Here is a 12998-nt window from a genome sequence, read left to right as displayed (position 1 = left end):
AGGACCACACACATGACCGAAAAAACAATCGTCGCCGGCGTCGGCATGATCCCCTTCGCCAAGCCGGGCCAGAGCCTGAGCTACACCGAGATGGGCGCCGAAGCCGTGCGCCGCGCGCTGGCCGATGCGGGCATCGGCTACGACGCGGTGCAGGAAGCCTACGTGGGCTACGTCTACGGCGACTCCACCTGCGGCCAGACGGCGCTGTACGAAGTCGGCATGACGGGCATCCCGGTGGTCAACGTCAACAACAACTGCTCGACCGGCTCCACCGCGCTCTATCTGGCGCGCAAGGCGATCGCCTCGGGCGACGCCGATTGCGTGCTGGCCCTGGGCTTCGAGCAGATGCAGGCCGGCGCCCTCAAGTCGCACTGGGATGATCGCCCGCCCACGCGCGAGCGCTTCCTGCCGGTGCTGCGCGGCCTGACGGCCGACATGGACGGCATGCCGCAGGCCTTGCGCACCTTCGGCGGCGCCGGCCGCGAATACATGGAGCGCTACGGCTGCCGCATGGAAACCTTCGCCGCGGTGCGCGCCAAGGCCAGCCGCCATGCGGCCAACAACCCGCTGGCGCTGTTCCGCAAGGTCGTGACGACCGAAGAGGTCATGAACGACACCGTGCTGTTGCCCGGCGTGATGACCCGCCTGATGGCCTGCCCGCCCACCTGCGGCGGCGCGGCGGCGCTGCTGGTGTCGGAGCGCTTCGCCAAGAAGCACGGGCTGCGCACCGACGTGCAGATCCTCGCGCAGGCCATGGCCACCGACCCGGTGCAGTCCTTCGAGCCGCCGTCGATGCTCAGCTGGGTCGGCACCCACATGACGCAGGCTGCAGTCACCCGCGTGTACGAGGCGGCCGGCGTCGGCCCCGAGGACATCGACGTGTGCGAGCTGCACGACTGCTTCGCGCAGAACGAGGTCATCAGCTACGAGAGCCTGGGCTTCTGCCCTGAAGGCGGCGCCGAGAAGTTCGTCAACGACGGCGACAACACCTACGGCGGCAAGGTCGTCATCAACCCCTCGGGCGGCCTGCTGTCCAAGGGCCATCCGCTGGGCGCCACCGGCCTGGCCCAGTGCTACGAGCTCACGCACCAGCTGCGTGGCAGCGCCGACAAGCGCCAGGTCGAAGGCGCGCGCCTGGGCCTGCAGCACAACGTGGGCCTGGGCGGCGCCTGCGTCGTGACGCTCTACGGCCGGAACTGACATGGACCTGCAGCTCAGCGCCGACGCCCTCGCCTTTCGCGACGAGGTGCGCGCGTTCATCGCCGAGCGCCTGCCCGCCGACATCCGCGCGCGCCTGCGCCGCGGCCATGCGGCGCGCAAGCAGGACACCGTGGCCTGGCAGCGCATCCTTCACGAGCGCGGCTGGGCCGCGCCGCACTGGCCCGCCGAATACGGCGGCGCCGGGCTGGGCACGACCGAGCGGCTGGTGCTGCTCGAAGAGCTCCAGCGCGCCGGCGCACCGCTGCCCCTGCCCTTCAACATCGCGATGCTCGGCCCGGTGCTGCTGCGCTTCGGCACCGAGGCGCAGAAGCGCTTCTTCCTGCCCCAGCTCGCACGGCTCGACCTGTGGTTCTGCCAGGGCTTCTCGGAGCCGGATGCAGGCTCCGACCTGGCCTCGCTGCGCACACGCGCGGTGCGCGACGGCGACCACTACGTGGTCGACGGCCAGAAGATCTGGACCACCTCGGCCCACCACGCCGACTGGATCTTCGCGCTGGTGCGCACGGAGCAAACGGCGCGCAAGCAGGACGGCATTTCGTTCCTGCTGATCGACATGAAGACGCCGGGCGTGTCGGTGCGCCCCATCGTCTCCATCGACGGGCAGCACCACCTCAACGAGGTCTTCTTCGACAGCGTGCGCGTGCCGGTCGCCAACCTCGTCGGCGAAGAGGGCCGCGGCTGGGACTGCGCCAAATACCTGCTGGCCAGCGAGCGCACCAACATCGCGAACGTGGGCCTGTGCTGGGAGCGCCTGGACGCCGCCCGCGAGCTCGCGGCGGACATCCGCCAGGGCGGCGCGCGGCTGCTCGACGACCCGAAGCTGGGCGCCGAACTGGCCGAGCTGGGCGCGGAGATCCGCGCGCTGGAGCTGACCAACTGGCGCTTCCTGCTCGACCCCGAGATCGGACGCAAGAACCCCGGCTTCGCCTCGGTGCTCAAGCTCAAGGGCTCGGAGCTGATGCAGGCGCTGACCACGCTGGTCGCACGCCTCGCCGGCCCGGCCGGCCTGGAGCGGCGCGACGCGGAAGGCGATGCCGCGCGGCATCCGCTCGCGGCCGCGACGCCGCGCTATTTCTTCCACCGCGCGACCACCATCTACGGCGGCTCCAGCGAGGTCCAGAAGGACATCCTGGCCAAGACGCTCCTGGGATAACGCCATGCAATTCGATCTGAACGAAGACCAGCAGGCGCTGGCGCAAAGCCTTTCGCGGTTGCTGGACGACCACTACGGCTTCGAGCAGCGCCGCGCCATCGCCCACTCGCCGGCCGGCTGGAGCGAAGCCGCCTGGGGCCAGTTGGCCGCGCTGGGCGTCACGGCCCTGGGCATCCCCGAAGCCTTCGGCGGCCTGGGCGGCGGCGCGGGCGACCGGCTGCCGGTGATGCAGGCCTTCGGCCGCGCGCTGCTGCTCGAGCCGTACCTGGCTTCCAGCGTGCTCGGCGCGACGGCCGTGCTGTCGGCGGGCAGCGATGCACAGAAGGACCGCCTGTTGCCGGCCCTGGCCGATGGCAGCCTGCGCATGGCCTGGGCGCACGATGAAGCACAGGGGCGCCACGCGCCGCTGTGGATCGAGACCCGCGCGCGGCGCGATGGCGACCGCTGGCACCTCGACGGCGCCAAGTCGCTCGTGCTGCATGCAGGTGCCGCCAGTCGCTTCGTGGTGAGCGCGCGCGTGAGCGGCCAGCCCGGCGACGAAGACGGCCTCGTGCTCTTTCTCGTCGATGCCGCCGATGCGAAGCTGCGCCCCTTCCGCCTGATCGACGACACGCCCGCCGGCGAACTGGTGCTCGACGGCACGCTCGCCGAGCCGCTGGGCGACGCGTCCCACCACGCACGCGCCGCAGAAGCCATTCGCGCCACCGTGGCCGCCGGCACCGCCGCCGTCTGCGCCGACATGGTCGGCACCATGGAGGCGGCCTTTGCGCTCACCACCGCCTACGTCAACACGCGCAAGCAGTTCGGCCGCCTCATCGGCGAGTACCAGGCGCTGCGCCATCGCGTGGCCGAGATGGCCGTCGCGCTCGAGATGGCACGCAGCATGGCGATGGCCGCGGCAGTCGCGGTCGACGACCCGGCCTCGGACCACGCCGCCACCGACCTGCCGCGCGCCAAGCTGGCCATCGGCCGCCACGCGCGGGCGCTGTGCCAGCAGGCGATCCAGTCGCACGGCGGCATCGGCATGACCGAGGAGTACGCCGTGGGCCACTGCCTGCGCCGCATCCACGTGCTCGATCAGCTGTTCGGCGACGTGGACGCGCAGGCCGCGCGCCTCGCGCGCCTGTGATTCGAATCCCAAGGAGACAAAAGACATGACACGCCTCAAGACCTTCCGCCTGCTGGGCGCCGCACTGGCTTCGCTCTGCGCGCTCGCCCTGCCGACCGCGCAGGCCGCCGACGCCTTCCCGTCGCGCCCCGTGCGCTTCATCGTGCCGCTGGGCCCGGGCAGCGGCTCGGACACGGTCACGCGGCTGGTGGCCCGGCTCGTCACGCCGGAGCTGGGCGGGCAGTCGACCTTCATCGAGAACAAGCCGGGCGGCGACGCCGTGCTGGCGGTGCAGAGCGTGCTGGCCTCGCCGGCCGACGGCTACAGCGTGCTCATGCTCTCGCCGTCGTCGATGGTGATCAACCCGCTGATCAACGACAGCCTGCCCTACGACGCGCAGAAAGACCTGCGCCCGCTCGCCACCATGCTGCGCAGCGCGGCGGTGCTGGTGACCGGCGCCGCGTCGCCCTACAAGACCTACGCCGAAGCGATGGCCGCCGCCAAGAAGAGTCCGAAGACCGTGAGCATGGCCAGCTACAGCAACCACTACCGCATCGGCGCGCTGATGCTGCAGCAGGGCGCGGGCGTCGAGTTCAACTACATCCCCTACAAGTCGCCCGGGCAGGTCCAGACCGACCTGATGGGCGGCCAGGTCGACCTGGCGCTGCTCGACGTCGGCGGTGCACTGCCGCTGATCGCCTCGGGCAAGGTGCGGCCGCTGGCTGTGACCGGCAAGGAGCGCCATCCCAAGCTGGCCAATGTGCCCACGGTGCGCGAGAGCGGCCAGCCGAACTACGACCTGTACGTGTGGATCGGCCTGGGCGTGGCCGCCAAGACGCCCGAGCCTGCCGTGAAGACGCTGGAGGCTGCATTGCTCAAGGCCATGAAGCAGCCGGAGTTCACCACCTACGTGACGGAGACGGCGGGCGCGGAAGTGTTCACCGTCGGCAGCAAGGAGATGGGCGACATGATCGCTTCGGAACGCGCGCGCTACCGTGCCCTGTCGAAGCAGGTCGACCTCACGCAGAAATAAGGAGTCCCTCGACATGACGCAACAACTCTGCAAGGACCGCGTGGTCGTGATCACCGGCGCGGGCCGCGGCCTGGGCCGCGAGTACGCCCTCGAATTCGCACGCCAGGGCGCCAAGGTCGTGGTGAACGACCTCGGCGGGCGCGGCGACGGCAGCCCCGGTGCGGCCAGCGGCCCGGCGCTGGAGGTCGTGGCCGAGATCGAAGCGATGGGCGAACAGGCCATTGCCAACGGCGACGACGTGGCCGACTGGGCCGGCGCGCAGCGCATGATCGACGCGGCCGTGACCACCTTCGGCGGCCTCGACGTGCTGGTCAACAACGCCGGCATCCTGCGCGACCGCACGCTGGTCAACATGGACGAGGAAGACTGGGACGCCGTGATCCGCGTGCACATGCGCGGCACCTTCGCGCCCTCGCGCCACGCCGCCGCCTACTGGCGCAACGAGTCGAAGGCGGGCCGCCAGCGCGACGCGCGCATCATCAACACCAGCTCGTCCTCGGGCCTGTACTGCAACGCCGGCCAGTCGAACTACGGCGCGGCCAAGGCCGGCATCGCCGCCCTGTCGGTGATCGCCTCGCGCGAACTCGACCGCTACGGCGTGACGGTGAACGCCATCTACCCCACGGCCATGAGCCGGCTGACCGAAGACATCTTCGCGAGTCCCAAGTGGCAGGCGATCCGCAACGAGACGCCCGACTTCGATCCGCTGGACCCGTCGAACGTGGCGCCGCTGGTGGCCTGGCTGGGCAGCAGCGCGTCGCGCGACATCACGGGGCGCGTGTTCGGCGCGCGCGGTGGGCGCATCACGGTGGCCGAGGGCTGGCACGCCGGCCCGCGCATCGAGAAGCAAGGGCGCTGGACGGTCGAGGAATTGGGTGATCTGATCCCCCGGCTGGTGAAGCAGGCCGCGCCCAACGCGCTCACCACCGGCGAGATTCCCACGGAGCACTAGCATGAGCCAACTGCTCGAGGCCTTCCGCCTCGCCCAGCTTCCCGACGCGGCCGAGGCCTTCCGCGCGGAGGTGCGCGACTTCCTGGCGACGAACCTGGCGCCCGCCGCGCCCGCCGTGCGCGCGCGCACCTGGATGGGTTTCGACGCGGCCTTCAGCCGGCGGCTTGCGCAGCGCGGCTGGGTCGGCATCACCCTGCCCGCGGCCTACGGCGGCGCGGGCCTCGACGCCTTCCGCCGCTTCGTGCTGGTCGAGGAAATGCTCGCAGCCGGCGCGCCCGTGGCGGCCCACTGGATCGCCGACCGGCAAAGCGGCCCGCTGATCAACAAGTTCGGCACCGAGGCGCAGAAAGATTTCTACCTGCCGCGCATCTGCCGCGGCGAAGCCTTCTTCTGCATCGGCATGAGCGAGCCCAACGCCGGCTCCGACCTGGCCAGCGTGCGCACGCGCGCCACCCGCGTGGACGGCGGCTGGCGCCTCACGGGCCGCAAGATCTGGACGACCAACGCACAGCGCTCGCACTACATGATCGCGCTGGTGCGCACCTCGGGCGCGCCGGAAGACCGGCACGGCGGGTTGTCGCAACTGATCGTCGATCTCTCGCTGCCCGGCATCCAGGTGCGGCCCATCGTCGACCTGACGGGCGACGCGCATTTCTCGGAAGTAACCTTCGACGATGTTTTCCTGCAGGACGACGCCCTGATCGGCGACGAAGGCAGCGGCTGGATGCAGGTGAACGCCGAGCTGGCCTTCGAACGCAGCGGGCCCGAGCGGCTGTATTCGAGCGTGGTGCTGCTCGACACCTGGATGCAGAGCCTGCGCCGCACCGGCTTCACGCCGGCCGATGCCGTGCTGCTCGGCGGCTTCACGACGCAGCTTGCCACCTTGCGCAGCCTGTCGATCGCCGTGACCACCAAGCTGGCGCGCGGCGAGAGCCCCGTGGTCGAGGCGGCGCTGGTCAAGGACATCGGCACCGAGTTCGAACAGGCGATTCCCGCCGCCATCGAAGCGGCCGTGGCGGCCGACCCGGCGCGCGGCGCCGAGGTCGATGCCGACCTGCACCGCACGATCGCCTACCTGAGCCAGATCTCGCCGACCTTCTCGCTGCGCGGCGGCACGCGCGAGATTTTGCGCGGCATGATCGCGCGCGGCCTGGGCCTGCGCTGAGCACGCCACACAAGGAGACATGAGCATGTTCACCGAAGCCATCGAGGCGATCCTCGTTGACCACTGCACGCCGGCCGCCATTCGCGCGATCGAGAACGGCGGATCGGCCACCGCGCTGTGGGGCGCACTGGCCGAGAGCGGATTCCTCGAACTGATGGCGAGCGAAGACGCCGGCGGTGCCGGGCTCGACCTGGACGCGGTCTTTCCGATTTTCGTGGCCATGGGCCGGCACGCGGTGCCGGTGCCCGCGGCCCAGCGCATCGCGGCGCGGGCGCTGCTGGGCGACGTGGCACCGCCGCCAGGCCTGCTCACACTCGCGGGCCATGCGCAGCGTGCGGCCGATGGGTCGGTGAGCGCGGCCCACGTCGCGTTCGGCGCCATCGCCGACCACGTGCTCGCCAACCTCGACGGACAACGCGTGCTGCTCGACGCCGCCCGCGCGCAGCGCACGACGAGCGGTATTCGCGGCAGCCTCGGCGCGTCGCTGCGGTGGACGGCCGACGCTGTGGGCGCGCCGGTCGGCGACAACGGCGCGCAGGTCGCCGTGTTCAGCGCGGCGCTGCACGCCGCTGCCCTCGCGGGTGCGATGGAGCGCCTGTTCGCGATGACGCTGGGCTACTGCAACGACCGCGTGCAGTTCGGCAAGGCGATTGGCAAGTTCCAGTCGATCCAGCACCAGCTGAGCGTGATGGCCGAGCATGTCGCGTGCGCGGGCGTGGCGGCCGAGCTGGCCTTCAAGGCCGGCGAAAAGATCCCGCCCCTGCTCGCCGCCGCCACCGCCAAGGCGCGCACCAGCGCGTCGGTGCCGCTGGTGGCATCGACGGCGCATGCGCTGCACGGCGCGATCGGCGTCACTGAAGAGTTCGACCTCCAGCTCTACAGCCGTCGCCTGCACGAATGGCGCATGGCCGACGGCTCGGAAACGTACTGGAACCGCATCGTCGGCGAAGCACTGCTCGGCAGTGCGACGCCGTCGGTCCTGCAATTCACGATGGAGGAAATTCTCTGATGACCGACTTTCTGAACTACGAACAGGACGGCCACATCGTCACCCTGACGATGAACGACCCCGAGCGCCGCAACCCGCTCACCGGCAACACGGCCGTGCCGGAGTTCCTGGCCGCCATCGACCGCATCCACGCCGACCATTCGGTGCGCGCGGTGATCCTCACGGGCGCGGGCTCGGCCTTCTCGTCGGGCGGCAACGTGCGCGACATGGGCCGCTACAGCGAACTGCCGGCGATGGAGTTGCGCCGTGAGTACCGCCTGGGCATCCAGAAGCTGCCGCTGGCGCTGTTCAACCTCGAGGTGCCGGTGATCGCGGCGGTGAACGGCCACGCCATCGGCGCGGGCCTCGACCTGGCCTGCATGTGCGACATCCGCGTGGCCGCAGAAGAGGCCAAGTTCGCCGAGAGCTTCGTCAAGCTGGGCATCATTCCCGGCGACGGCGGCGCGTGGCTGCTGCCGCGCATCATCGGCCTGTCGCGCGCGACCGAGCTGACCCTGACCGGCCAGACCATCGACGCGCGCCAGGCCGTGGAGTGGAACCTGGTGTCGCGCGTGGTGCCGCGCGAGCAGCTGATGCCCACGGCTCGCGCCATCGCCGAACAGATTGCTGCCAACCCGCCGCACGCCGTGCGCCTGGCCAAGCGCCTGCTGCGCGAGGCGCTGCATTCGCGGCTGGACACGCTGCTCGAAATGTCGGCGGCCTTCCAGGTGATGTCGCACCAGACGGCGGACCATCACGAGGCCGTGGCGGCCTTCGTCGAGAAGCGCACGCCCGTGTTCAAGGGCTGAGCCCTGCGCCGGTCTACGGCGCGGCCTCAGGCTCAAGCGCCGTGATCTGTTGTCGCGCGAAGGCCCCTGCGGCCCGCGCGGCATCGCGCATCAGGCGCTCCACGATCTGCGCGGCCGGCACGATCTCGTCGGCGAACGCACCGCCCGGCCCGAAGGAAACGATGCCGCCGTCCACGTCGCCCTCCGCATACACGCGCCGGCGCGTGCGCGAGGACAGGATCAGGTCGCCGAACTCGGCATGACTGCGCGCGCCCTGTGCTTCCAGGCGCTGAACCTCGCGCGCGGCCTCGTTGTGCAGCACGCGCCAGGTGTCGCCGATCGAACCGAGGATGGCCGTCGAGCCTTCGGGCCCGACTTCCACGATGCGCCGCTTCAGCGCCTCGTGGGCACGGACTTCGCGCGCCACCAGGAAGCGGCTACCCATCACCACACCGTCGGCGCCCAAGGCCAGGGCCGCCGCAATCTGCCGCCCGCTGCCGATGCCGCCGCCGAGCACGAGCGGCAGGTGGATCTGCTCCAGCGCGAAAGCGCCGTTGACGAAAGCGGACAGCGGGTTGGCGCCGGGGTGGCCCCCCTCCTCGCAGCCGACCAGCGCGATGGCATCGACGCCCAGGCGCGCCGCGCTCTGGGCATGGCGCACGCTGGGGCACTTGTGCATCAGCAGGCCGCCGCCGCGATGGATGGGCTCGACGAGCGCTTCGGGCGAATCACCGGCGCTCTCGAAATGCCGCACGCCTTCTGCCAGCGCCACCTCGATCCAGCCCGGCACCTGCGCGTTGGCGCCGGCGCGGCGCGACAGCGTCAGGTTGACGCCGAAGGCCCGGCCGCCCGTGAGCGTGCGGCACCGGCGCAGGTCGGCGCGAAACTCATCGAGCGTGTCGAAGGACCGGGCGGTGATGAAGCCCATCGCGCCGGCGTTGACCACCGCCGCAACGATGTCCGACTGGCCCAGGTGGTGCATGCCGCCCAGCAGGATCGGATGGCGGATGCCGAAGCCTTCGGTGATGCGGGTGCGAAAGCGCGCCACGGATCAGCTCACCTGGCGGGACTGGCCCGCCCAATGCGGTTCGCGCAGTTCGCGCTTGAGCACCTTGCCTGCGGCGGACAACGGCAGCGATTCGCGGAACTCGATGCTCTTGGGACACTTGTAGCCCGCGATGGCGCTGCGGCAGTGGGCGTGCAGGGCCGCATCGTCGAGCTGCGCGCCGGGCTTGCGCACCACCACCGCATGCACCGCCTCGCCCCACTGGGCATGCGGCACGGCGATGACCGCGCAGGCCTGCACGGCCGGATGCCGCGCGATCACGTTCTCGACCTCGGCCGAGTACACGTTCTCGCCGCCGCTCACGATCATGTCCTTGAGGCGGTCGACGATGAAGATGTGGCCGCCCTCGTCCATGCGGGCGCCGTCGCCGGTGTAGAGCCAGCCGTCGCGCAGCACGCGCGCCGTTTCCTCGGGCTTGTTCCAGTAGCCGCGCATGAGGTTGGGCCCGCGCACGATGAGTTCGCCGACCTCGCCGCGCGGCAGCTCCTGGCCATTCGCATCGACCACCTTCACGATGACGCCGACGTTGGCACGGCCGGCCGAGCGCGACAGGCCCGACGCGCGGCCTTCGGCGCCGTGGTTCGTCGGCGGGTTCGACGTGGCACCGCCAAGTTCGGTCATGCCGTAGGAATGGGTAAAGGCCACGCCGGGCAGCAAGGCCATCGCACGTTCGAGCACCGGCTCGGCGATCGGCGAGGCGCCGTAGACCATGCGCTGCAGGCTGCCCAGGTCGAAGCAGTCGAACTCGGGGTGCGTGATGAGCGCCTGCAGCATGGTGGGCACCAGCAGCACGTCGGTCACGCGCTCGCGCTCGATGGTCTGCAGCACCTCGCGCGCGTCGAAGGCGGTGGCCAGCACATGCGTTTCGCCGGCGATGAACTGCACCAGCGCACGGCCGATGCCGCCCATGTGGAACAGCGGCGCCACGTGCAGCGCGATACTGCCGTCGGGCATGGGTGTCTGCGCAAAGCGCTGGACGCCGATGGCCCACAGCGTCCAGTGGCTGTGCATCACGCCCTTGGGAAAGCCGGTGGTGCCGCCGGTGTAGAGGATGCAGGCCAGGTCGTCGCCGGCGCGGTCTGCGTCTTCGACCGGCGCGGTGGCGTCGATCAGCGCGGCCAGCGACGGCATGCCCTCGGGCGCGCGGCCCTCGCCTGCATAGAGGAAGACCGGCGGGCGTTTGGCGCTGGCGCGGATGCCTTCAACGCGGTCCAGAAAGTGGTCGTCGACCACGAGGATGCCGGTGTCGCAGTCGTCCAACGAGTAGACGATCTCGGGCACGCTCCAGCGCGTGTTGACGGGGTTGAGCACGCCGCCGCCCCACCAGACACCCATCAGCACTTCGAGCCAGCGGTCGGAGTTCACGCCCAGCAGGCCGACGCGGTCTCCTGGCCGCATCCCAAGCGTCTGCAGGACGCCCGCCAGCCGGGCCACGCGGTCGCCGAAGGTGCGAAAGCTCTGGCGCCGCTGGTAGAAGACGGTGGCGATGCGCTCGGGCGTGGCCTGGATCGAGCGCCGCAGCGCAAGGGTCATGGACATGGTGCGGTGCTTTCGGTCAGTGGGCCGGTGCTTCTGCGTTGGCTTCGGTGATCTGCGCAGCACGCGCCTCCTGCTCCTGCAGTTCGCGCCAGGCGATCTTTCCGGTGGCCGACTTGGGCAGCGCCTTGACGATCTGCACGATGCGCGGCGCCTTGTAGGCCGCCATGTGTTCACGGCACCAGGCCAGCAACGTGGCGCTGTCGTCGCTGCAGCCATCGCGCAGCGTGACCACGGCCTTGACCGTTTCACCGCGCCGCGCATCGGGCGCGGCGATCACGCAGGCTTCGAGGATCGACGGGTGCGTGTGCAAGGAGGCCTCGACCTCCGCCGGCCAGACCTTGAAGCCCGAGGCATTGATCATTCGCTTCAGGCGGTCGCGCATGAAGACGTAGCCTTCTTCGTCCATGCTGGCGAGGTCGCCGGTGCGGAAGAAGCGCTTGCCGTCGCGCACGAAAAAACTTTCGGCATTGGCCTGCGCATGGTTCCAGTAGCCCAGCATGATCTGCGCGGCATGCACCACGATCTCGCCGGCCTCGCCTTGCGGCAGCGGTACCAGTGTCTGCGGATCGACGATGCGCAGGTCGACACCGAAGGTGGGCACGCCGAGGCAGCCTTTCTTGGGCTGGTGCATCGGGTTGGCGCACAGGAAGTTGGCGCTTTCGGTCAGCCCGTAGCCCTCGATGTAGTCCAGGCCGTAGCGGTTCTTGAGGATGTCGTTCACATGCTGCGGCGTGGCGGCGCCACCGCCAGTGACCACGGCCAGGCTCGACAGGTCGCGCTGCTCGATGCCGGGCTGCGCGAAGAAGTCGACCAGCATGGCCGGCAGCGCGGCCCAGAAGCTCACGCGGTGGCGCTCGATGAGCAGTGCTGCGGCCTCGCGGTCCCAGCGCGGCATCAGCACGATGGTGCCACCCCAGAAGATGGCCGAGTTGACGTTGTTCTGCAGGCCCAGCAGGTGGAACAGCGGCGCCACCGCGAGGTACACCGACGACGGATGCGTGCGGCGCCACAGCGAGGAGCCGACGCAGGAAGTCATCACCGTGCGGTGCGTGTGCACGCAGGCCTTGGGCTTGCCGGTGGTGCCCGAGGTGTAGGGCAGCATGCACAGATCGTCGGGCCCGGCGCGGTGGGGCCGCGGCACCTGCTGCTGCGCCAGCGCGGCCTGCCAGGACACTGCGGCCGGCGGCAGCGTGACATCGGCGATGCGCGGGCGCACCCAGTCGGGCGGCACGAGGGCGGCGTCGTCGTCATCCGCATCGCCGAGCGCGTCGCCGTAGGCATGCACCACGAGCTGGCGCAACGCGCCGGTGCCCACGAGCGGCGCGATGCGATCGAGCAGTTCGCTGGCCACGAAGGCCGCCACCGCGCCGCTGTCCTGCACGATGTGTTCGAGCTCGTCGCGCAGCAGCATGGCGTTGACCGGCACAAACACCGCGTCGGCCCGCAGGATGGCGAAGTAGGCCGCGATGAACTGCGGGCAGTTCTGGCTGAACACGAGCACGCGGTCGCCCGGCGCCACGTCGCACGCGTGCTGCAGGTAACCGGCCATGGCTTCGGCCTCGGCCAGCAGTTCGTCGTAGCGCACGGCCTTGCCGAAGAACTGCACCGCGGTCTTGGCCGGGTAGCGGCGGGCCGAGGTCTCGAGGTTGCAGAACAGGCTGGTCTCGGGAATGTGGGCCTCGCGCGGCAGGCCGCCGCGGGCGCGCGCCGGGTCGATGCGCAAGGCGCCAACGGGGCGCTCGGTCACGCCCGCGGGCGTGGGGCAAGGGTGTGTGGCGCGGGGTGCCTGCATGGTGGGGGTCCGGGTCGGCCTCGTGTCTGGGTCTTGGGGATGAAGGCGAGTAGAACGCGCGCCTGCACCGACGCGGCCACCCCGATCGGGTGGCCGTGCAAGGCCGTCCTCGGGGCCCTGACCACCCACCGTGGGTAGTGCCCGCGCGGCGCCGTTTGCGGACCATGGACCGGCCCACTGCACAGGACCCCAC

11 protein-coding genes are annotated in these 12998 nt (G+C 70.5%); 8 read left to right on the top strand and 3 right to left on the bottom strand.

Annotation, left to right across the window (positions count from 1 at the left end):
• Positions 1 to 12 precede the first annotated feature (12 nt).
• The 8 genes from CLU95_RS24245 to CLU95_RS24210 are packed head-to-tail and all read left to right on the top strand — an operon-like array spanning position 13 to position 8429.
• The gene (locus CLU95_RS24245) at positions 13 to 1200 is read left to right on the top strand and encodes a lipid-transfer protein (RefSeq protein ID WP_099795951.1); all 1188 of its coding nucleotides are present in this window, start codon (positions 13 to 15) and stop codon (positions 1198 to 1200) included.
• A 1-nt stretch (position 1201) separates the two neighbouring features.
• Positions 1202 to 2374 carry an acyl-CoA dehydrogenase family protein gene (locus CLU95_RS24240; RefSeq protein WP_099795950.1) on the top strand — a complete coding sequence of 391 codons (1173 nt, stop codon included), beginning with the start codon at positions 1202 to 1204 and terminating at the stop codon, positions 2372 to 2374.
• Positions 2375 to 2378: 4 nt separating this feature from the next.
• Positions 2379 to 3503 (top strand): acyl-CoA dehydrogenase family protein, encoded by a 1125-nt coding sequence (locus tag CLU95_RS24235; protein WP_099795949.1) that lies wholly within the window; start codon positions 2379 to 2381, stop codon positions 3501 to 3503.
• Positions 3504 to 3528: 25 nt separating this feature from the next.
• The gene (locus CLU95_RS24230) at positions 3529 to 4515 is read left to right on the top strand and encodes a Bug family tripartite tricarboxylate transporter substrate binding protein (RefSeq protein WP_099795948.1); all 987 of its coding nucleotides are present in this window, start codon (positions 3529 to 3531) and stop codon (positions 4513 to 4515) included.
• A 13-nt stretch (positions 4516 to 4528) separates the two neighbouring features.
• Positions 4529 to 5467 (top strand): SDR family oxidoreductase, encoded by a 939-nt coding sequence (locus tag CLU95_RS24225; protein WP_099795947.1) that lies wholly within the window; start codon positions 4529 to 4531, stop codon positions 5465 to 5467.
• Between the two features lies 1 nt (position 5468).
• Complete coding sequence (locus CLU95_RS24220; protein WP_099795946.1) at positions 5469 to 6632, top strand: acyl-CoA dehydrogenase family protein; 1164 nt, start codon at positions 5469 to 5471, stop codon at positions 6630 to 6632.
• A gap of 25 nt (positions 6633 to 6657) precedes the next feature.
• Positions 6658 to 7641 carry an acyl-CoA dehydrogenase family protein gene (locus CLU95_RS24215; RefSeq protein ID WP_099797458.1) on the top strand — a complete coding sequence of 328 codons (984 nt, stop codon included), beginning with the start codon at positions 6658 to 6660 and terminating at the stop codon, positions 7639 to 7641.
• Entirely contained in the window at positions 7641 to 8429 is a 789-nt protein-coding gene (locus tag CLU95_RS24210; RefSeq protein ID WP_099795945.1) for a crotonase/enoyl-CoA hydratase family protein, read from the top strand. Before CLU95_RS24215 ends, CLU95_RS24210 begins: the two co-directional genes overlap by 1 nt.
• Positions 8430 to 8442: 13 nt before the next feature.
• Here CLU95_RS24210 and CLU95_RS24205 read toward each other — a convergent pair whose 3' ends face one another.
• Genes CLU95_RS24205 through CLU95_RS24195 form a run of 3 tightly spaced genes read right to left on the bottom strand, consistent with a single transcriptional unit; the run spans position 8443 to position 12805 of the window.
• Positions 8443 to 9456, bottom strand: coding sequence for an NAD(P)H-dependent flavin oxidoreductase (locus CLU95_RS24205; RefSeq protein ID WP_099795944.1), 1014 nt, complete (start codon positions 9454 to 9456; stop codon positions 8443 to 8445).
• A gap of 3 nt (positions 9457 to 9459) precedes the next feature.
• The gene (locus CLU95_RS24200) at positions 9460 to 11013 is read right to left on the bottom strand and encodes a class I adenylate-forming enzyme family protein (protein WP_099795943.1); all 1554 of its coding nucleotides are present in this window, start codon (positions 11011 to 11013) and stop codon (positions 9460 to 9462) included.
• 16 nt (positions 11014 to 11029) lie between these two features.
• Positions 11030 to 12805 (bottom strand): long-chain-fatty-acid--CoA ligase, encoded by a 1776-nt coding sequence (locus tag CLU95_RS24195; RefSeq protein WP_099795942.1) that lies wholly within the window; start codon positions 12803 to 12805, stop codon positions 11030 to 11032.
• Positions 12806 to 12998: the final 193 nt, after the last annotated feature.

Origin of the sequence: Variovorax sp. 54, from assembly GCF_002754375.1 — a bacterium.
Lineage (GTDB): Bacteria > Pseudomonadota > Gammaproteobacteria > Burkholderiales > Burkholderiaceae_C > Variovorax.
This window is presented reverse-complemented; position numbering and strand designations above follow the sequence as displayed.